This window comes from Pseudomonas sp. ERMR1:02 (genome assembly GCF_002277815.1).
GTDB lineage: Bacteria > Pseudomonadota > Gammaproteobacteria > Pseudomonadales > Pseudomonadaceae > Aquipseudomonas.
This window is the reverse complement of the sequence record NZ_NKJI01000002.1, coordinates 1-20471: the sequence shown is the minus strand read 5'-3', so window position 1 is coordinate 20471 and position 20471 is coordinate 1. Positions and strand designations below refer to the sequence as shown.

The window sequence follows — 20471 nt, the reverse complement described above, 5'->3', positions numbered from 1 at the left end:
GGCCATCAGACGTAATAACAAGGAAATATTCAATGAAAAGATTCATCCCGAATCTATTGATGGCAGCCATGACTTTTGCCTCGTTGGAAGCCATGGCGGCCACTGATCTGGTGTTGTTAAACGGCAAGATCTTCACCGCCGACCGTAGCCAGCCCAAGGTCCAGGCCCTGGCGATACAGGACGGAAAAGTGCTGCAAGTCGGCAGCGATGCGCAGATCAAGGCATTGATCGAGTCGGGAACCCAGGTCATCGATCTGGGCGGCAAGACCATAATGCCTGGCCTGATCGACAGCCATTCCCACGCTATTTTTGGGGGATTGGAGATGGTCGCGGCCAACATGGATAACGAGCTCGTCGACCTTGATGAGCTGGAAAAACGCCTGCGTGGCTGGCGTGACGACGGTAAGGCCCGGCATGGCGACATCCTGACCGTGGCCGGCATGAGCTCGGCTTACTGGGCGCAGTCCGAAGCCCTGGGCAAGATATTCAACAGCGGAGAATGGGCCGACGTGCCGGTGGTGTTTACCGGCATGGACCACCACACGGCCTGGGCCAACGACGTGATGCTCAAGCGTGCCGGTGTCGATACGGCGTTGCTGGAAAAACTGCCGGACGCCGAGAAAGACACCATTGGTAGACTCGCCGATGGCCGCCCCAACGGTTTTCTGGTGGACGCCGGTTGGGACCGGGTCGCCTCGAAAATGCCGGTACGCAGTGACGCCGAGTTGCTCAAAGCGGCGCAAACCGCCGTGAGCTACAACAACAGCCTTGGCATCACCGCGTGGATGGATCCCGCCGCCAACGCCGCGCCCGGCGAACCGGTGTTCGCCCTCAAGCCCACGGAGAAAACCGTCGGCGTGCTGCCGGCGTACAAGGCCCTGTCCGAAAGCGGTGGCATGACCGCTCACGTCGCCGCGCTGCTGGTGGCCAACCCGAAAAGCGTCCCGGCCGATCTCGACACCTTGGACAAGGTTCGCCAGCAATTTCAAAACGTCCCCAACCTGACCCTGCCGGGCATCAAGATTTTCGCCGACGGGGTGATTGAGTACCCGGCGCAGAGTGCAGCGATGATCGATCCCTACAACAACTCGCATAAACAAGGCGAACTGTTGATCGATCCGAAGCATTTTGGTGAGCTGGTCAGCGCCATCGATCAACGGGGATGGCTGGTTCACATCCACGCCATCGGCGACCGCGCCGTACGCGAATCGTTGAACGGCATTGCCCAGGCACGCAAGGATCGGCAGAGCGGCGTGACTCACTCCATCACCCACCTGCAGATGGTCAACCCGAAAGAATTCGCCCGCTTCAAACCGCTCAACGTCATCGCCTCGATGCAACTGCTGTGGGCCAGCGCCGATGACTACACCACGGACATGATCAAGCCTTACGTCAGCGCGCAGGCGTTCCGTTACCAGTACCCGGCGCATTCGTTGCTCAAACAGGGCGCGACCATCGCCGGGGCCAGCGACTGGCCGGTGTCTTCGCCCAACCCCTGGAACGCCATGGCCCAGGCCATTACCCGTGAAGGACCGCTGGGCGTGCTCAATGCCGATGAACGCCTCGACCGCGAAACCATGTTCTATGCCTACACCCTCAATGCTGCCCGCACCATTGGCCTGGACAAACAGATCGGCTCGCTGAGCGCGGGTAAACAGGCTGACTTCATCGTGCTGGACCGCGATGTGTTCAGCGTCGACAACAAAGCCCTGCACGACACCCAAGTGCTGCAGACCTGGTTCGCGGGTCGCAAAGTCTACGCCCCTACCCTCTGACAAAAACCGCCACACCTGCTGCCCGACCTCGCGTTTCCACACGAGGCCCGGCGCAGCTTTGTCTGCCGTCTATCCACACCAGCCCTGCCCACAACAATCACAATAGCGGGACGTACCTTATGAAAGCTTTCACCCTGTTCGCCCTCGGCTCCCTGAGTCTGCTGCCCTTGAGCAGCCAGGCATTGACCTTGAACGATGATTTCTCGTTGCTGTTGGACGCGACCCTGGTCAGCGACTACCGCACCCGCGGCATCTCGCAGACCCAGAACGACCCTGCCGTGCAAGGCGCCGTCACGCTTGCACACAGCAGTGGCCTGTACCTCGGCGCGTGGAGCTCCAACGTAGACTTTGGCGGCGAATCGAAAACCCGACAGGAACTGGACTACTACGCCGGTTGGTTATGGCAAGCCACCGATGCTGTGAGCCTCGATATCGGGTACCTCCAATACACTTACCCAAAAGAGAATCAGTTCAATCAGAGTGAGGTGTACGGCATTCTCAGCGTCTATGGCGTGAAACTCGGGGCCTATTATTCCGACGATTCGCCCGGCATCGACAGCGAGCAGAATACGCTTTATAGCTATGTTGGCTACGAGACCGAGTTGCCCTACGGCACGGGCCTGAAGTTGCGCTATGGCGAGATGGATTTCAAGGATCCGCGCCTGCATTCCAACTCGGGCAAGGCCGAGGATTCGTACCGCGAATGGGAGGTCAAGCTGAGCCATGAGTTGGCCGGTGTGATGCTGGGGCTGAGCTACATCGACACCGACCTGTCGAAGAGCCAGTGCCTGAGCAACTGGGGGTTTGATGATGTGTGCAGCGCGACGGTAGTGGCGAGTGTCAGCAAATCCTTCTGATAATCACCGATACCTGTAGGAGCGAGGCTTGCCCGCGAAGGGGTGTGTCAGGTTAATCGCCTTCGCGGGCAAGTCGGATCGCCGCACCGCTCGCTCCTACAGTGGATTTGTGTTGATTGCGCGACGGTGTACACCTAATGGAATAGAGTTGCCGAATTCAGTTCACCTATGAGGTAGCCGTGGACAGTCGAAGCGGTGAGATGCTGGTCTTTACCAAAGTGGTGGAAACCGGCAGTTTTTCAGCGGCGGGCAAGCTGCTGAACCTCACGCCGTCGGCCGTGAGCAAGCTGATCACCCGCATCGAAGAACGCCTGGGCGTGATCCTGTTCGAGCGTTCGACGCGGCAGTTGGCGATCAGCAGCGAAGGAGCGCGTTTTTACGACAGTTGCATCCGTATTCTCAATGACATCGAGGAGGCGGAGCAGGACGCTGTAGGCACCACCATAGCGCCCAGCGGCCTGCTGAGAATCAACGTTTCGGTACCGTTCGGTACGCACCAATTGCTGCCGATCATCAATGAGTTCAACCAGCGCTATCCCGACATCACCCTCGACCTGTCGCTGACCGACGCGCTGGTGGATCTCAAACGTGAGCGCATTGATGTCGCGATTCGCATGGGGCCGCTGGACGATGCGAGTTTTCGGGCGCGCATTCTGGGTACCAGCCGTCGAGCCGTGGTCGCCTCGCCTGACTACCTGACACGCCACGGTATCCCACTGACGCCGGCAGACCTGTCGAACCATCGTTGCTTCAATTTCAACTTCCACCGCTCACGGGATGAATGGCCGTTCAAGATCGACCACCACACCCAATACCTGGCGGTTCGCGGCGACCTGTTGACCAACAATGGCGAGACCATGCGCCAACTGACCATCGAAGGGTTGGGGATCAGTCGCCTGGGAATGTTTCACATCGCTCATGATTTGCAGGCGGGGCGTCTGGTGGAGTTGCTAAGTGACTACAACCCTGGGGACATCGAAGAGATTCACGCGATTTTCAGCAGCCAGCGTTATATGCCCCAGCGGGTTCGGGTGTTTATCGACTTCATGGTCGAACGCATCAGCCCGCTGCTGGAACCGAACCTGTAGGAGCGAGCCTGCTCGCGAAAAACTCAAGGGCGCCGCTGGGCATCTGGTTTTGCGCGTTATCGTTCACGTCCATCGCGAGCAGGCTCGCTCCTACAGTATTGCGTGGGCGTTTACGCCACCTGATGCATTTCGTCGAGTTCGAACTCGCCGATGCAATGCCCCGCTGTCTCGCGGAACAAACGCACCGCATCGCCCTGCATGTGCTGGTGCCAGGCCTGTGCGGACTCCCAACGTTCGAAGAACGTCACCAGGCCGGGTTCATGGTTGGAAACATGCAACTCATAGTTGATGCAACCGGGGGCCTCACGGGTGACGGCGACCAAGGCTTTCTGGGCGGCGATCATCTGCGCCTCGAAACCTTGCCGGGCCCGCGCACGGGCGATGATGATCAGTGGTTCAGACATGTTCAGTCTCCTGCGAAGGGATGATCAATGAGTGGTTTGAGGTGGGTACTGATCGATGTCTTCGGCAGAGGGCCCGCCGTGCAACCAGTTCACCACCCAGCCACTTTCCAGAATGTTGAAGGTCTGAGAGCCGGCCGGTAACCAGGCTTCATGCTCAACACCGCCGGGCGCGCGGAAAAACCCGCCGTTCTCGATGTTGTAGCGCACCCCATTGGACTCGAACACATGGGTGCCTCCCACTAACACCACATGAGTTTCCGCCCGATCGTGGGTATGGGGCTTGATGTGCACGGCGACAGGCGTGCGGAACATCAAGGTGGTAAGGCCCGTTTTCGAATCAGCGTGCAGGATCGCGTATTCAGGGGATTTGTCGCCCAGTTCGGGAAGTGTCTTTTGCCATTTGAACTGACCGGGATTGATCAGTTCGGGCGCCAACTGACTGGCCGTCGGCTCTGCGCTGGAGGCGGCGATAGCACCTTGAGTGACGCCTTGCAGGGCGATCAACATGGCGCCGAGAGTGAACAATTTCTTGAGATCGAGGGAGTGTTTCATGGCAGTTCCTCATGGAATCGAGTGGTTGACGTGACCAGTATCAAACGACTCGATTCCCTGCATAAGCGGGAGGAACGGCACATGATCTTTGAAAAATATTCAAAGCCAGGGGCTTACACAATACCTGTAGGAGCGAGGCTTGCCCGCGAAGGCGGTGTGTCAGGCAAACAGCCTTCGCGGGCAAGCCTCGCTCCTACAGGTTCAAGTCAGGCCAGAAAGGTAGGTCCAAGGGTAGATTCCGCGTTCGTGGCCGTCGCTGAAGACCAGTTGCAGGCCGTAGCCTTGGGCATTCAATTCGATGACGCGAACTCGGGCATCGACCATTGGCGTCAGTCCTTGCAGGCGAAACGCCCGGCATTGCGAACAGGGGCACTGACGCCGTAACTCGGCATGATCCAACAATTGCTCACGCCCATCCGGCCAGTTCAGTCGCAGCTGATTTTTGCTGGGCGAATTACCAATCGCCAACGGATTCATTGCAGTTGACTCAAGGCAATGCGCACCGCTTTGCGCACTTCCGGATCGCCGTCGTCTTGCGCGGCCTGCAACGCTGCGATGGCGCCTTTATCGTTCAATTCACCGAGAGTCAGGGCCGCCTCTTTGCGCAGGTTGCTGATGCGGTGGCCGAGGGTTTCGATCAACTCATCAAGGGCCGGGGTGTAGCGCAAGCGACCGAGGCTGCGGGTGGCGCGCAGGCGGACTTGCCAGTAATCGTCGCGCAAGGCTTCGATCAAGGCTGGACCGGCATCGGTGTGGCCGACCTTGCCCAGCGTGGTCGCGGCTTCTTCGCGTACTTGCCAGGCCGCGTCCTGCAATGCCTGGCGCAACGCCGGCAGCACCTGTGCATCAGAGGCCAGCCCCAATGCCCCGGTAGCGGCGCGGCGGACTTCGGTGTCAGGGTCATCGCTGGCCAGGCGCGCCAGTGCCGGCAAAGCATCAAGCTGCTTGAGCCAACCCAGCACACCGACCGCTTCACGCCGGACACTGGCGTCCTTGTCGCGCAGCGCCAACACTGCCGCCGGAGCCGCCTCGGCGCAGCGCAGTTCACGCAAGGCCCTGAACGCGGCGATACGCACGCCGATGTCGGCATGGCCGGTCCACGGCAAAATCACACGTCCCGCTGCTTCGCTCTTGAGCAGACTGAGGCTTTGCGCGGCGGCAGCCCGCACTGCTTTGGATGGATCGGTCAGCGCCTGGCACAACGCCTCGACCACCGGCGTGTCCTCCCAGGCTTCCAGCAACCGCGCGGCTTCGGCGCGGACTTCTTCGGCCGGATCTTCAGCCAGTCGATTGACCAGCCACAGCAAGCCGTCCGGTTCTTCCAGGTCGGCCAGCTCGATCAGCGCGATGCGGCGCACGCCGGCGTCCTCATCGGTCAGCCGAGGTTGCAGGGCAAGAATGTCATCGTTATCGGTTACATCGAATAGTGAGGTCATAGGGCAAATCGCGGCAGTTTGTTTTCTGGGGGAAGTCCGAGAGGGCTCAGGCGAGGTAACTGCCGACCATCTTCGTGACGCAGCAACTCGAGGCAGTGACGCTTCAAGTGGGTGAACTCGTGACGGGTCACCAGTTCGGAGGTGCGGGGCCGGGGGAAGTCCAGGCGCAGGTCTTCGATGATCCGGCCGGGACGCGTACTCATGACCAGCAGGCGATCAGCGAGAAACAAGGCTTCGTCGATGTCATGGGTGACGAACACCACCGTAGTTCGAATCCGCGTCCAGATGTCCAGCAGCAGTTCCTGCATGTTCAAACGGGTCAAGGCATCGAGGGCACCAAAGGGCTCATCCATCAGCAACAAGCGTGGGCGGTTGACCAGCACCCGGGCGATTTCCACCCGCTGCTGCATGCCACCGGACAACTGATCCGGCCAGCGCTCGGCAAAGCCTTCGAGGCCGACCAGAGCGAGGATTTCGTCGGCGGCCTTGTGCCGTTCGACTTTGCCGATGCCGCGCATTTTCGGGCCGAAGGCGACGTTATCGCGCACCGTGCGCCAGGGAAACAGCGTGTGTTGCTGGAACACCATGCCGCGTTGCGGCGACGGGCCCGAAACTGGCGCACCATCGACATTGAGGCTGCCGCTACGCGGTTGCAGGTGGCCGGCCAGGGCGCCGAGCAAGGTGGATTTTCCGCAACCTGACGGCCCGAGAATGCACACGAACTGGCCCGGTTCGATCTGGCAGTCAAGGCCCCGCACGGCTTCGAACGCCGCGCTGCCCTCGCCCAGGCTGATCGACAAACCGCGAATATCGATACGCCCTTCAGGCTGTTGGAAAACACTCATCAGGCTTTTCCTCGTGGTCGATGCCAGGGCGTGAACAACCCGCCCAGGCGTTTGATCAGCAGACTGCTGCCCATCCCGAGTACGCCGATCAGCAACATGCCGACCACGATGTCGGGGTAGTTCTGGATGGTGTAGGACTCCCAGGTGTAATAGCCGATGCCGAACTGACCGGAGATCATTTCCGCCGTGACCAGGCAGAACCACGACGTGCCCATGCCGATGGCCAGACCGGTGATGATGCTGGGTGCTGCGCCCGGCAGGATCACTTCCAGCAGCATTGCCCGACGCCCTGCCCCGAGGCTTTTCGCCGAAGCGATCAGCCGTGGATCGACACCTTCGATGCCGTGCACGGTGTTGAGCAGGATCGGGAACAAGGCGCCGGTGAAGGTGATGAAAACCATCGACAGCTCCGACGACGGGAACATCAGGATCGCCAGCGGAATCCACGCCACGGCCGGGATCGGGCGCAGCACTTCAAGTGGTGGCAGCAGCAAATCTTCGGCCCATTTCGAGCGGCCGATGGCCAGGCCCAAAGCGATGCCGATGATCAGTGCCGCGAGGTAACCGGCGAACACCCGACCGAGGCTGCTGCTGAGGTGTTGGCCGAGTTTGCCGGAGTCGCCCAGGCCCAATGCCGCTTTCATAACTGCCAGCGGCGTCGGCACGTTGGCGAAGGTCACAAGGCCGAGGTTCCAGTGATGGCTGGCGGCGAGTTGCCAGAACAGCAGGCAGAGCAGCAATGAGGCGGCTCGGGGCAGCCAGCGTATAAATGATCCGTACACAATTGTTCCTCTAATCCGGGGTCCCTGTAGGAGCGAGCCTGCTCGCGATGAACCTGAGAGCGACGCGGGGTGTCAGGTTTCCAGCGTTATCGTTGACGACCATCGCGAGCAGGCTCGCTCCTACAGGGGTTGCGCTGTATTAGCGGGTGGCCACGGCCTGGGTCGTGGCATCGGTGAAATCGAACACCTTGCCGCCTTGGGCTGTGGCAAATTGTTGGGCCTGACCTTTCAAAAGAAACGCGCTGAGCCGGCCTTTCGCATCACTGGCAAACCACGCCTGATCCGCCAGTAATTTGATCCCGCTGTCACTCGCCTGGGCATACACCGCACGGATGTTTTTGCCTTCCTGCTTGAGGCTCGCCAAAGCGCTGAACGCCGACTCCGCCGAGGCGTATTGACGGACTTTCGGCTCCCCGCGCACCCAGATTTGCGCCACGTGGCTGAAGTCGGTGATGGCTTTGCCGCTCAACGCATCCACCGCTTTGAGCGGCGTTTGCGCGTAGTTAGCGAGTTGCGCCGTGTAGTCCAGGTTCGACGCCTTGAACGCAGCACGGATGTACTGGTCGTCAATGAAGGTATTCAGATCCAGACCGCGATCAGCCTTCTTCAGCAACTTAAGGGTGTCGATGGCAGTGCCAACGGCCTGGCGGTATTCGGGTTTCCAGCTGAGGTCGCGGGTCTGTACGCCCAGCGGGCCGTGGAACAGGTAGTTGACCTCGGCATCGACCCCGGTGACCTTGGCGATCAGTTCGCTGTACTTCTCCGGCTCAGCGGCGAGCAGCTGGTTGGCTTCGATGCTGGCGCGCAGGTAGGCGACGACGATTTCCGGGTACTTTTTCGCGTAGCTTTGATCGACCAGTGCACCGTGGAAAGTGGGCGCACCGGCCTGGGAGCCGTCGTAGATCTTGCGGGCGAATCCGCGGCTCGGGAACAGTTCGGCAAACGGCACGAAGTCGGCGTGGGCGTCGATCTTGCCGGCCTGCAATGCAGATCCGGCGACTTCCGGCGGCTGGGCGATGATGTTCACATCTTTCAGCGGATCCCAACCCTGGGCCGCCACGGCGCGCAGCAACATGCCATGGGCGGTGGAGGCGAACGGCACGGAAATGGTCTTGCCCTTGAGCTCGGCCAGCGACTGCACACCCGAGGCGCTCGGCACCACGATGCCGTTGCCGCTGCCCTTGGTACTGCCCGACAGTACACTGATAAACAGGCTGTGCTTGCCCGCCGTTTCAAACGCCACGCCGTTGAATGAGCCGGGGAAATCGGCCATGGCGCCGAAGTCGAGTTTGCCGGCGACCATTTCGTTGGTCAGCGGCGCGCCACTGGTGAAGTTCTTCCACTCCACCTCGTATTGGGCGTCCTTGTATTGGCCGTCGTGGGGCAGGTATTTGTCCAGCAGGCCCAGCTCGCGGATCAGCAGACCGCCGGCGGCGCAGTTGATGGTGGTGTCCTGGGTGCCGATGGCGATGCGGATGGTTTCAGCCGAGGCCGACAAGGTGAATGAAGCCAGTACCAGACCGGCCAGGGTTGCACGCAAGAACATGATGAATCCCCTCGAATCATTTATAGGATGTTCGTCTCCGCCACGATCAAGGCGCGGTGGGAAACGAGGGGTTTTTGAAGCAGGCGTCCGGGGGTGACCGGATGGCGTTTTTGGTTGTCTGTTACGGCCCCATCGCGAGCAGGCTCACTCCTACAGGGGAACGGTGGTGTACACGAAATTTGCGGCCGGCTTCGATCCACTGTAGGAGTGAGCCTGCTCGCGATTGCGTCCTGTAAGTCAGCGCAACAGATATGGGATGTCTACCTTTACCGCCCCGGTCGGGCAATCCTTTTCACAGGGCATGCAGTACCAGCATTCATCGAACGCCATGTAGGCCTTTTGCGTGGCCGGGTTGATCGCCAGCAGGTCCATCGGGCAGACGTCGACGCACACGGTGCAGCCTTTGTGGGCGATGCAAAGGTCCTCATCGACCGTGACCGGCGCATTGGAACGGAAGAAGATTTCCTGGGGTTGATAGGCCATGTTCGGTCTCTCCTTTGTTGACGGCATCAAGCCGCGTGGGCACCGACCCGCAATCGGTCGTAGGCCTGCATTTCTTCGGCGTCGAGCGGGATGATGTAAGGCTCGACAGCTTTCTTGAAACTGGTCATCAAACCGTTTTCGCCCTTCTTCAGGTGGCAATGACAGAACCAGTCGCTGTCGTTGCGTTGCGGGTGATCGACCCGATAGTGGTAGAGCCCCCAACGGCTTTCGGCGCGGAACAACGAGGCGCGGGCGGCCATTTCGGCGCAGTCGCGGATCATGCTGACTTCCATGGCGCGCATCAGTTCGTGGGCGTTGTGGGCCTTGATCTGATCGAGGTCGCGCTGGATATCGCTGAAGCGCTGCAGGCCGATCTGCATCTTCTTCGTCACTTTCGGCGGTTGCAGGTAGTCGTTGACGAAGCGCCGTAGCTTGTACTCGACCTGGGCCGGTGGCAGGCCGTGTTCGCGGTCCAGCGGTGCGTAGACCCGTTGTTTTTCGGTTTCGATCTGCCGGGCATCCAGCGCGGTAAACTCGCGATCGGCAACAAAATCCGCTGCATTGGTCCCGGCGAACCAGCCGTAGGTGAACGCACCGAGCATGTAGTTGTGTGGCACCGCGGCCATGTCACCCGCCGAATACAAACCCTTGACCGAAGTCTCGGCCTTCTCGTTGACCCAAACCCCGGACGCCGAATGGCCGCTGCAAAAGCCGATCTCGGAGATGTGCATCTCGACCATCTGCGTGCGGTAGTCGGTGCCGCGATTGGCGTGGAACTGGCCGCGACTCGGGCGTTCGTTGCTGTGCAGGATCTCTTCGATGTTCTGAATGGTTTCCTCAGCCAGGTGGTCGAGCTTGAGGAACACCGGGCCGTTGCCGCTCTCCAGTTCCTGGTGGAATTCCCACATCATTTGCCCGCTCCAGTAGTCACACTCGATGAAGCGTTCGCCCTTGTTGTTGGCGGTGTAGCCGCCCAAGGGGCCGGTGACGTAGGCGCAGGCCGGGCCGTTGTAGTCCTTGATCAGCGGGTTGATCTGGAAGCATTCCAGGTTCGCCAGTTCGGCCCCGGCGTGATAGGCCATGGCGTAGCCGTCGCCGGCATTGGTCGGGTTTTCATAGGTGCCCATCAGGTACCCCGAGGACGGCAGGCCCAGACGCCCGGCGGCTCCGCAGGCGAGAATCACCGCCTTGGCCTTGATCACGTGGAAGTCGGCGGTGCGGCAATCGAAGCCCATCACGCCGTTGACCGCGCCCTCTTCGTCCGTCAACAAACGGGTGCAGACCAGTCGATTGGTGATGCTGACCCGCGCCCGTTTCAACTGGCGGTACAGGACCTTCTTGATGTCGTGCCCTTCCGGCATCGGCAGCACATAGGCACCCATGTGGTGGACCTTTTCACCGCGTAGTCGCCGGTCTCGTCTTTCTCGAATTTCACGCCCCAACGGTCCAACTGCTCGATGGTTTCGAAGCTATGGGTGGCGTAGGCATACACCGCGGCCTGATTGACGATGCCGTCGTTGGCGATGGTGATTTCCTTGGTGTACTGCTCCGGCGTGGAATGGCCGGGAATGATCGCGTTATTCAGGCCGTCCATGCCCATGCTGATCGCGCCGCTGCGCTTGACGTTGGCCTTGTCGATCAACAACACCCGCAGATCGCGGTTGCGTTCCTTGGCCTTGATCGCCGCCATGGGACCTGCGGTGCCGCCGCCGATCACGACAATGTCGTATTCCTGCTCAAGAGTGCTTCTAGTCATAGTGTGGCTCATACCTGCGCCCCTTTTGGCGGTCGATCCGCAGGCGGTACTGGAAGGCATCGCCACGGTAGTAAAGATGTTCGAAGTCCAGCGGGTGGCCTTCGGCATCGTGGGTCAGACGCTCGATGCGCATGATCGGCGAGCCGGGTTCGACGTTCAGCGCCTGGGTCAGATCGCTGTCGGCCAGCACCGCATCGATGGCCAGATCGGCGTGGCCGAGCGCCAGGCCGCAGTCGTTTTCCAGGATCAGGAAAATGTCGCGGGTCACCAGGTCGGCCTTCTCCAGCCGCTCGCCGACGGCTTTTGGCAGGTAGGTAATTTCCAGCGAAATTGGCTCGCGGTTGATCAAGCGAACGCGTTTGATCTGCGCCACGGTCTCGCCTTCGGCAACCTGCAAACGCTCGGCAACGAGCTTGTCGGCGGCGATGAACTTGAAACTGCGCAGGCGGTTGATCACCTCGTAGCCACGACCGGTCATGGACTCGGCCAGGCCTTGCAGGGTGCTGACGTTCTGGAAGGTTTTGGGTTTGGCGACAAAGGTGCCCTTGCCATGGATCTTGAAGATCAGCCCTTCCTTTTGCAGATCGCCGAGGGCCTGGCGCACGGTGATGCGACTGACCTTGAACAGCGCGCCGAGCTCGCTTTCGGAAGGCATCTGGCTGTCTTGCGGGTATTCGCCGTCGAGAATGCGTGCTCGGAGTACGTCTCGCAGCTGAGTGTGTAGCGGGACACTGCTATTGGATAGAAGGCTGAGAGAAAGAACGTTATCGGTCATCTGAGATCACTTGTCATAACGAGTTATGACGTGATCTTAGAGTTCTAAAGACAGGCTTGAGAAATATTGTTTGGGTATAAGGTTAGATTCTGTAGGAGCGAGCTCGCTCGCGAAAAACGTTAACGATAACGCGTGCTGTCTGACAAACCGCGCCGCATTGATCGCCAGCAAGCCGGCTCCTACAGATTTAATTCAAATCAGGCGATACGCAGGGCGCGCAGATCCAGTCGGCCGTCTTTCAGCGGCGGGCACCAGTAGTAGCCACCAGTGATCGGTCGGCTGATACGGTACAGGCCATCGGTGATGCCATCTTCCAGCCCGCTCATGCGCCGCAGCTGGACTTCGAATGCATCAAGGGAGAAACCGAAGGCGAGGAACATCAGGCCAGCGCGGTCGTCTTCGATCCATGGCATCGAACGACGGACCACGAACGCCTCGGGCGCGAAGCTTTCCTGGGCGGTGCGTTTGACGTGGGCAGAGATCGGCGCGTCATCGAGTTCTTCGTTGTCGCTCAAGCGCCGGCCCATGATGTCATCGGTTTCATGGGAAGGCATGGCGTGGAAACGCTTAAGGTCATGTTGCCACTGCTGGATCGCGGCAAAGCTGCCACCGACCGTACCTTCAGCGCCCTCACCCACCAGCGCCGCAGCCGCAGCGGCTTCGTCTCGTGGGTTTTCGGTGCCGTCTTCGTAGCCCGTCAGGTCATGGCCATCGCGGTGGCGGAAGCCTTCGGTGACCTGCACCAGGCGCAGGGCCGGGGCCAATGCGGCGGCAAAAGCGTTGCTGCGATTGAGCAACTCTCCACGGTCGGTACCGTGCAACCAGCACCACAGCGCATGTTGCGTCGATGGGTTGTCCACGCCGACGCCGGTCAGCGCCGGGAACACCCGCAGCCCTTCAATGTTGCTATCGAGCGCCTTGACCAGGGATTCACCGAAACCGACCACAGCCGACTTGCCGTCCACCAGCTGCAACAACTTGTCGAGCGCGGCCGGCAGCTCAGTAGCGGATTCGAGAGCGAAGAACATATGACGGGCGTGAGGCGGAACTGGGGTGGCGAGAATGCCCGGCTGGTAATAACTCATATGAACTCCTTTTAGAAAGAACGCCAAGTTTAACCGCAGCACCGGCCGTTGTGTGCCCTGCGGTCAAAAGTCGCATTTCAACTACGTTTCAAGAATCGCCCAAAGCGGTCTACGCTTGAGACACAAGATCCAGACCCTCAACCCCTCTACTCTGCCCATCGCCGCTCGATCGACTTAAAAAATCGGGCCCTTGTAGGAGCTAGCTTGCTCGCGATGAACTCATAAACGCCGCGGGGCGTCTGATTTTACGCGTCATCGTTTACGACCTTCGCGAGCGAGCTCGCTCCTACAGGGGCATCATCAGGGCATATAACCTAGCGTACGGCTGACATCTCACACGGGGTAGCGACATGAGCACAGCAGATCTCCTTGGCAACCTGTTTCCCGAAGCCGGCAGCATCCCGGAAAAATACCGCCTCGAAGGCCGGATCGAGCAGCGTGAATACCTGGTCGATGGCGTACTGAAAACCTGGCCCGGGCCCCTCGCCCTGGTGCGCAGCCCGGTGTACCTGAGCGGTGCGCTGGGTGACGAACAAGTCATCCTTGGCAGCACGCCGTTGCTGGATGCAGAGACCGCACTGACCGCTCTGGACGCTGCGGTCCGCGCTTACGATCGTGGCCAGGGTTTGTGGCCGACCATGCGCGTGGCCGAACGTATTCAGCATGTCGAAACCTTCCTGCGACATATGCGCGAACAGCGCGAGGCGGTGGTCAAGCTGCTGATGTGGGAAATCGGCAAGAACCTCAAGGATTCGGAAAAAGAGTTCGACCGCACCTGCGATTACATCGTCGACACCATTAACGCCCTCAAAGAACTCGACCGCCGCTCCAGCCGCTTCGAACTCGAGCAAGACACCCTCGGGCAGATCCGCCGCGTGCCGATGGGCGTCGCGCTGTGCATGGGCCCCTACAACTATCCGTTGAACGAAACCTTCACCACCCTGATTCCGGCGCTGATCATGGGTAACACCGTGGTGTTCAAACCGGCCAAGCTCGGCGTGCTGCTGATTCGCCCGCTGCTGGAGGCCTTCCGCGACAGTTTCCCGGCCGGGGTGATCAACGTGATCTATGGCAGCGGTCGCGAGACCGTCAGCGCACTGATGGCCAGTGGCAAGATCGATATCTTTGCGTTTATCGGCACCAACAAGGCCGCCAGTGACCTGAAGAAATTGCATCCGCGCCCCCATCGCTTGCGTGCTGCGCTGGGCTGGATGCGAAGAACCCCGGTATCGTCCTGCCGGAAGTGGATCTGGACAACGCCGTAACCGAAGCGCTCACCGGCTCACTGTCGTTCAACGGCCAGCGCTGCACGGCGCTGAAATCCTGTTTGTCCACGAAGACGTGGTCGACACCTTCATCGAGAAATTCAACGCCAAACTGGCCACCCTCAAACCCGGCATGCCGTGGGACAGCGGTGTGGCCCTGACGCCGTTGCCGGAATCAGGCAAGGTCGACTACCTGCACGCGCTGGTGGCCGATGCCGTCGGCAAAGGCGCGAAAGTGGTGAACCCCAACGGCGGCGAGGCCCGGGCGTCGTTCTTCTATCCGGCGGTGCTGTACCCGGTAACCCCGCAGATGCGCGTCTACCAGGAAGAACAGTTCGGACCGGTGGTGCCGATCGTACCGTACCGCCATCTGGACACAGTGATCGATTACGTCCTGGAATCGGACTTCGGCCAGCAACTGAGCATCTTCGGTACCAATCCGGTAGCCGTCGGCCGATTAGTGGACACTTTCGCCAATCAAGTCGGCCGTATAAACCTCAACGCCCAGTGCCAGCGCGGCCCCGACACCTACCCGTTCAATGGCCGCAAAAACTCCGCCGAGGGTACCTTGTCGGTGCATGACGCATTACGGGTGTTTTCGATTCGGACATTGGTGGCGACCAAGTTTCAGGAGACCAACAAGGAGCTGATCAGCGAGATCATCAGTGGGCGCAGTTCGAGCTTTTTGACCACTGACTACATTTTCTGAGGAGACCCAGCCTGAGCACATCCAGAGCGAGTCGATTACCACCGATGCTGCGCCGGCTACTGCGTCCGCTGCTGGACCCGTATCGGCGCTATCGCCACGCCCGGGTGATTCACGCGGTACGCGTTTCACTGGGGTTACTTGCCTCGATCCTGCTGACCACCGGCATCCACCTGCCCCACGGCGAGTGGGCGTCAGTCACGATGCTGGTGGTAATCGGTGGCTTGCAGCACCACGGCAATATCGGCAAAAAAGCCGCCGAGCGGGCCATTGGCACCCTGGTCGGGGCGGCTATCGGTCTGGTGTTGGTGGTGCAACAGGCCTGGCTCGGCATGCCTTGGCTGACTTATTTTGCGATGGCGGTGATTTGCGGATTTTTTTCGTACCACGCCATCGGCAAGGGCGGCTACACCGCGTTGCTGGCGGCCATTACCGTGTTCATCGTCGCGGGGCACGGTGATAACCCGGTCACGGATGGTGTGTGGCGCGGAGTCGATATCCTGATTGGCATTGCCCTGGCCTTGGCGTTTTCCTTCGCCCTACCGCTCTACGCTGTCTATTCCTGGCGTTACAACCTGGCCGACGCGTTGCGCGACTGCGCGTCGATCTACGGGCGCATTATCAACGGTCAACCCGTCACCGCAGACGAACACCTCAAGCTTATGGGGCGCCTTAACGCGGTGATGGTGCAACTGCGCTCACTGATGCCGTCGGTGTCCAAAGAAGTGAAGATTTCGATGACCGAACTCGATGCCATTCAACGTCACCTGCGCATGATTGTCAGCACCCTGGAGATTCTCGGCAATAGCCGACCGGATACCAGTGACGCTGACGCCATGTCTCACCTGCAATCGGCGCTAAAGGCAGAGCACCGGTTGATCGCGTGCAATTGATCGGTATGGCCCGGGCACTGAAGTCAGGCACCACCCAACGGTTGAGTCGAACCATGGAGTTGCCGGCTGTCGGTCTCGATGCGCCAGTCTATAACGCGCTGGACGGTTACCGATTATTGACTCAACAACTGGCTGCCAACATTGGCGAGATGCGCCAGCGGCTGGCCAAGACCGCGCCGGGTTGGAATATTTAAGGCAGTTTTGAAAGAAGACCACTCATCACGATTTTTGATTGTTAAATCCTGCTTCAAAAACCATATCCCTCCGCCAAACCCAATAAGCTGTTTTTGATAGCCAGAACAACACTGCTTACTAGAATGACCCGCTTCAATGAATGCACAACCCCCACAGACATAAAAAGGAATTTATCGTGTTAGTCAACAGGATTTCTTGTGCCCAACCCTCCTCTTCTCCTCTCGCAAAAGTACAAACCAACTACGCAGAGCGCCTCATTTATGATGAGAGTCGCAAGATGGTTTATCTACTTCGCGGCACAAACAACACAACTAACGCCCTGTTCTCACCGCACGAAATCATAGAAATAGACATAAACAAACTAACAATAACATTTACCGACAAAATGATTCAATGCACGCTTGCACAGATAGCAAGAGAACCAGCCTTGTTCAATACCATTCTCGGACAATTTCAGACGACAAGCTCAATCCCCAATCGATTTCAAGCCATTATGGACTTGAGTAAAACGGAACGACTGAATTACAAACAGCTGTCCAATCATGAGCAAGCAGCGGCACTGCGCTGCGACCTGTTATCGCTGATAGATGAAGATTTAAAAGATGAATTTTCATTGACTTTAAAAGAATGGACAACCTTCGGCGTATCCGCAAGCGAAGTTGACATATTAGCGTACGCCGACTTCAAAGATTTCTACGATGACGTCATGTATAACCACGCCATCGTGAAAGAGGACTATTCGAAAGTAGATTTTTCATCTCAAAATATAAAACCAAACATCACAGATATTCGTTGCCTAAACGCAAAATTGACGCCCTTGCAACTTTTCAAGGCAGCCTTCCAATTGGGTGATATCCCAGCCGTTTCAAACTTTCGATTTATGGACAACCCCGCCAGCAAAGACGACGGCAAGTACAGGGAGTGGATGTTTCACTTTGACAACAGCAACTATGCGGCCGAATTCAAAATCATAACCACTCGTATAACAGGAACACTAGAAGCAAACAAAGAACAATGCCTGGCGGCTTTCCCTTACGACACCAACCAATCCATTCGCTACACCCGCAGCGAAGCCGCCACAAAATTTCCAACATTCGAAAGTCTCAAGAATGAATTTTGCGAAGTCCCTGGCGCATGTTATGTAGTCATCAAAAACCCGGATAGCCACATCCCAATAGAAACCGGAATTCGCACCGAAATGATTGCGCACCATCGTTCGGCCAGCAACAAGGACGGACTTGATCACGGTGAGAGCCGGAGTGCGGAACTAATGACATTTCACGGCATAGACAGGTGTCAGCCGTTTCTTTGTCAGCAAGAATTAGAGGAAGCCGTCAATCTCACTCCCTTACAAAATTTTGTGCTAGGCGGCTTTAAGAATAACGACCCGAAAAAATTCATCGAGTACATGACAGATCAGAAGCAACTCCTTAACTCTCAAATACGAGATCTCATTACCAAAAAAGGATCAAGCCGCTGCAAAGCATAACCGTTGCAACATTCAGCAACTCCGGCACTGAACTGACCAACGCCCCCCTTTTCAACAAACAAATGGTACATATGACAACCTTCCAGAGGCGCTCGATAAAATCCCTCTGTTGATACAGGGAAGCGATGGACTGAAAGAAACAGTACTTGAAATAGTTCCAATGCTCATGAATTATGACCAAAATGCGAAGCTTAGAACCGACTGCTCAGAGACCGACGCTTTCCCCGCACGTACTCAGTTGAGAGAAAGAACAAACGAAGCGTTTTGCGCTCCATTGAAGCGCGACCTGAACAACATTAAATTTATTATTGACCCTCGTCGATTGATTCCTATGGGCGAAATCATTGGCATAGTAAAAGGCATCAAAGATGCTTTACACGCAGCACAACTCAAAACTAAGAAACGTGCAACCCGACAATAAATTGTTGAGCCTATTTGAAAGTCGGGCAGCACTCGCCAACGAATATATCAGCCAGTTTCCACTCAGAGCGACCCACCCTGAAACCCATCAGACCTTTCTCTTTTTCTGTATTACATGGTTGATGATCTGGGCACTGCTTATCAGACATTCCTCGACAACAATATCACGGCAGACGAACATATTTTCAACAACTTAAAATCGCAGAAGGAACGAATCCTGCAACACTTCGTCACAGCACGCTTGATGAATGATAGTCTTTCCGAAAATAGGTAAACTTCTCATAACTACATACCCTCAATCAAACGGACTGGTTAACACCGATCCGTTTTCATGTCATCCCATTAGGCCGCCCCAATGCAAATTAGCACCTATCGAACGCCGGTAAGTGGATTCAATACACTCAGCGCGAGCGCCCAACCTCACATAGCCACTCTTACCACTAGCAAAAACATCGGCGAGTTTGTTAATGCCGATGAAATACCAAGAGGAAGCGACAGCAGTATCATTCACATGACTCAGCCTACCGCTAGAAATATAGATTACGGTAAATTTTCATCAGATGAAAAACGATTGCATGGAGAACAGGATGCCTTTTCACCTTACATGCTACATTTAATTGATGAACCAGCCCTGTTAACCTTTGCTGAAAAGGTGCTCTACGAGGCAGAAAATCGAAAACTGGCTGCATTAAACCTTGACGACCCTGAAGCAACAAAACGCCGAACCGAGAGGCGTATAACTCAAAAAAATATCACTCATTTCTATAGTCACGATCAGAACTCACTTGCGTCTCACAATAATCGTTCAACCACAATCACGTTGAATGGGTCTGTTTTTTTGGAACAGAGCCCGACGAAACCCTACTTCGCCAACCAAAAATTATTACCCCAGACTTTACTGCCTACCGAACCAAGCCGGAAATCCCGAAGCCGAACCTATTTGATTGTGGTTTCAGGGACGACAGTAGATTTTTCTTCAACTCATTTCCTATTGTGCAGCTACAGCAACACAACGCAGATATTGATCAGAAAGAATCAATTTCCCGGACCAAAAATGAAACGCCTAACAAACGCAATACTTCAGTGAAATGATGGATTACTTGATCCAAAAGGAAGCTCGGGAGATTTCATCGTGCAAAATTCTTTAGAGACTAGTTCCGACAAAAACATGGCTCACTTCGTGTTTATCCCTGAAGGTGTTTGTCTTCCTTTATTTTCTCGTGCAACTCAACATGTTAGCCACTCCACGGCGAGTGGGTCGATTGGTATCTACCGACCCTACGCAAATCAATACATTTGCAGAACGTTGATTGGAGAGCACAAACCGAACAACTGCAGTCTCAATGCGCTACTTTACTCGACAGTCATCACATCAGTACCACGCCACTGTTCAGAAAGTTGAACCATGACCAAATCGAGATTTTTCTGATTTTCAAAAAAGACTGCTCGGATGAATGGAACCTGGCACCTTCAGATATCAAAAATGCTCCCGGCTGGCTTGAAGCCAGCGGGACATTTATTGCAGACAGCGAAAAAGCGCATGCCTTCAGCACCCTTGGAGCAGATAACTACTATGCGTCTTACTGTGTACGGAAGAGAAAATAGACTCCATTCAAAATACTTTTTCACGCTGAGCCTACACGGCCTATGAGTGCGACACAGGCCGCCGAAACTTCAGGCTCCAGCCTGCTGCATCCCGCAGCGGCCAGCAATATCGCGGCAACACCGATCCATTGCAGTGGCTCCAGGCGGTGGCCGAAGGCAACCAGTCGACGAAAATCGCCGCGATTGGATAGATGAACGACAGCGCGCCCGTCAATGTCGTCGGTAGCTTCTGGATCGCGCCATACAACAGCACGTACATCACGCCGGTATGGACGATGCCAAGTGTGATCAGGCTGCCCAGGCGCTGGATGTCTGCGGCAGCGCCGAAAAGTGCGCGAACGGCGCAAGCAACAGCACGCCAGTGCTGACTTGAACCAACGCGATCAGATGCGGCGGCGTTCCGGTCAGGCGCTTGATGATCAACGCGGCAATCGCGTAGAGAAACGCAGCACCCAACGCCAGCACAATGCCAATCAGATACTCGTTACCGCCCTCGCCCTGCCCGCCATGGGCG

At 57.4% G+C, this 20471-nt stretch carries 16 protein-coding genes and 4 pseudogenes; 8 read left to right on the top strand and 12 right to left on the bottom strand.

The window, feature by feature from the left end:
- Positions 1-32: 32 nt before the first annotated feature.
- The 3 genes from CES87_RS03690 (at position 33) to CES87_RS03680 (ending at position 3720) form a co-directional block, all read left to right on the top strand.
- Entirely contained in the window at positions 33-1775 is a 1743-nt protein-coding gene (locus CES87_RS03690; protein ID WP_128605018.1) for an amidohydrolase, read from the top strand.
- Positions 1776-1894: 119 nt separating this feature from the next.
- The gene (locus tag CES87_RS03685; protein WP_128605017.1) at positions 1895-2632 is read left to right on the top strand and encodes a TorF family putative porin; all 738 of its coding nucleotides are present in this window, start codon (positions 1895-1897) and stop codon (positions 2630-2632) included.
- Positions 2633-2811: 179 nt separating this feature from the next.
- Positions 2812-3720: a LysR family transcriptional regulator gene (locus CES87_RS03680; RefSeq protein ID WP_128605016.1), complete on the top strand. Its 909-nt coding sequence runs from the start codon at positions 2812-2814 to the stop codon at positions 3718-3720.
- Between the two features lie 110 nt (positions 3721-3830).
- Here the strand turns inward: CES87_RS03680 and CES87_RS03675 are convergent, their stop codons facing one another.
- From CES87_RS03675 to CES87_RS03620, 11 genes and pseudogenes are all read right to left on the bottom strand, one after another.
- Positions 3831-4124: a putative quinol monooxygenase gene (locus CES87_RS03675; RefSeq protein WP_128605015.1), complete on the bottom strand. Its 294-nt coding sequence runs from the start codon at positions 4122-4124 to the stop codon at positions 3831-3833.
- Between the two features lie 24 nt (positions 4125-4148).
- On the bottom strand, positions 4149-4676 hold the full coding sequence (locus tag CES87_RS03670) for a cupin domain-containing protein (RefSeq protein WP_128605014.1): 528 nt from the start codon (positions 4674-4676) through the stop codon (positions 4149-4151).
- A 201-nt stretch (positions 4677-4877) separates the two neighbouring features.
- Positions 4878-5153, bottom strand: coding sequence for a DUF971 domain-containing protein (locus tag CES87_RS03665; protein WP_128605013.1), 276 nt, complete (start codon positions 5151-5153; stop codon positions 4878-4880).
- Positions 5150-6112: a HEAT repeat domain-containing protein gene (locus CES87_RS03660; RefSeq protein ID WP_128605012.1), complete on the bottom strand. Its 963-nt coding sequence runs from the start codon at positions 6110-6112 to the stop codon at positions 5150-5152. The genes CES87_RS03665 and CES87_RS03660 overlap by 4 nt, the downstream gene beginning before the upstream one ends.
- Entirely contained in the window at positions 6109-6957 is an 849-nt protein-coding gene (locus tag CES87_RS03655) for an ABC transporter ATP-binding protein (protein ID WP_128605011.1), read from the bottom strand. The genes CES87_RS03660 and CES87_RS03655 overlap by 4 nt, the downstream gene beginning before the upstream one ends.
- Entirely contained in the window at positions 6957-7739 is a 783-nt protein-coding gene (locus CES87_RS03650) for an ABC transporter permease (protein WP_128605010.1), read from the bottom strand. The genes CES87_RS03655 and CES87_RS03650 overlap by 1 nt, the downstream gene beginning before the upstream one ends.
- Before the next feature lie 139 nt (positions 7740-7878).
- A complete protein-coding gene (locus CES87_RS03645; RefSeq protein WP_128605009.1) occupies positions 7879-9285 on the bottom strand; it encodes an ABC transporter substrate-binding protein in 1407 nt (468 codons plus the stop codon).
- Positions 9286-9522: 237 nt separating this feature from the next.
- Positions 9523-9768: a ferredoxin family protein gene (locus CES87_RS03640; RefSeq protein WP_008060065.1), complete on the bottom strand. Its 246-nt coding sequence runs from the start codon at positions 9766-9768 to the stop codon at positions 9523-9525.
- 26 nt (positions 9769-9794) lie between these two features.
- Positions 9795-11458, bottom strand: a pseudogene (locus tag CES87_RS03635) (fumarate reductase/succinate dehydrogenase flavoprotein subunit).
- A 58-nt stretch (positions 11459-11516) separates the two neighbouring features.
- Positions 11517-12299, bottom strand: a complete 783-nt coding sequence (locus tag CES87_RS03630) for a GntR family transcriptional regulator (RefSeq protein ID WP_128605008.1) — start codon at positions 12297-12299, stop codon at positions 11517-11519.
- A 197-nt stretch (positions 12300-12496) separates the two neighbouring features.
- Positions 12497-13384, bottom strand: coding sequence for a Dyp-type peroxidase (locus CES87_RS03620; protein WP_128605006.1), 888 nt, complete (start codon positions 13382-13384; stop codon positions 12497-12499).
- 350 nt (positions 13385-13734) lie between these two features.
- Between CES87_RS03620 and CES87_RS03615 the strand changes: the two are divergent.
- The 5 genes and pseudogenes from CES87_RS03615 (at position 13735) to CES87_RS03595 (ending at position 19439) form a co-directional block, all read left to right on the top strand.
- A pseudogene (locus tag CES87_RS03615) lies at positions 13735-15358 on the top strand (NADP-dependent glyceraldehyde-3-phosphate dehydrogenase).
- Positions 15359-15402: 44 nt separating this feature from the next.
- Positions 15403-16442: pseudogene (locus CES87_RS03610) on the top strand (FUSC family protein).
- 176 nt (positions 16443-16618) lie between these two features.
- Complete coding sequence (locus tag CES87_RS03605) at positions 16619-17932, top strand: hypothetical protein (RefSeq protein ID WP_128605005.1); 1314 nt, start codon at positions 16619-16621, stop codon at positions 17930-17932.
- A gap of 166 nt (positions 17933-18098) precedes the next feature.
- Entirely contained in the window at positions 18099-18353 is a 255-nt protein-coding gene (locus CES87_RS03600) for a hypothetical protein (protein ID WP_128605004.1), read from the top strand.
- A 354-nt stretch (positions 18354-18707) separates the two neighbouring features.
- On the top strand, positions 18708-19439 hold the full coding sequence (locus CES87_RS03595) for a hypothetical protein (protein WP_128605003.1): 732 nt from the start codon (positions 18708-18710) through the stop codon (positions 19437-19439).
- A gap of 558 nt (positions 19440-19997) precedes the next feature.
- On the opposite strand, the pseudogene CES87_RS03590 reads toward CES87_RS03595, so the two are convergent.
- Positions 19998-20471 (bottom strand): annotated as a pseudogene (locus CES87_RS03590) (DMT family transporter); the annotation flags it as partial.

Coding starts and splice junctions, on each gene's coding strand:
- CES87_RS03645 (WP_128605009.1), bottom strand. CDS start 9,285: ATGTTCTTGCGTGCAACCCTGGCCGGTCTGGTACTGGCTTCATTCACC.
- CES87_RS03660 (WP_128605012.1), bottom strand. CDS start 6,112: ATGACCTCACTATTCGATGTAACCGATAACGATGACATTCTTGCCCTG.
- CES87_RS03685 (WP_128605017.1), top strand. CDS start 1,895: ATGAAAGCTTTCACCCTGTTCGCCCTCGGCTCCCTGAGTCTGCTGCCC.
- CES87_RS03670 (WP_128605014.1), bottom strand. CDS start 4,676: ATGAAACACTCCCTCGATCTCAAGAAATTGTTCACTCTCGGCGCCATG.
- CES87_RS03595 (WP_128605003.1), top strand. CDS start 18,708: ATGCAAATTAGCACCTATCGAACGCCGGTAAGTGGATTCAATACACTC.
- CES87_RS03600 (WP_128605004.1), top strand. CDS start 18,099: ATGAATTATGACCAAAATGCGAAGCTTAGAACCGACTGCTCAGAGACC.
- CES87_RS03640 (WP_008060065.1), bottom strand. CDS start 9,768: ATGGCCTATCAACCCCAGGAAATCTTCTTCCGTTCCAATGCGCCGGTC.
- CES87_RS03690 (WP_128605018.1), top strand. CDS start 33: ATGAAAAGATTCATCCCGAATCTATTGATGGCAGCCATGACTTTTGCC.
- CES87_RS03655 (WP_128605011.1), bottom strand. CDS start 6,957: ATGAGTGTTTTCCAACAGCCTGAAGGGCGTATCGATATTCGCGGTTTG.
- CES87_RS03620 (WP_128605006.1), bottom strand. CDS start 13,384: ATGAGTTATTACCAGCCGGGCATTCTCGCCACCCCAGTTCCGCCTCAC.
- CES87_RS03665 (WP_128605013.1), bottom strand. CDS start 5,153: ATGAATCCGTTGGCGATTGGTAATTCGCCCAGCAAAAATCAGCTGCGA.
- CES87_RS03675 (WP_128605015.1), bottom strand. CDS start 4,124: ATGTCTGAACCACTGATCATCATCGCCCGTGCGCGGGCCCGGCAAGGT.
- CES87_RS03630 (WP_128605008.1), bottom strand. CDS start 12,299: ATGACCGATAACGTTCTTTCTCTCAGCCTTCTATCCAATAGCAGTGTC.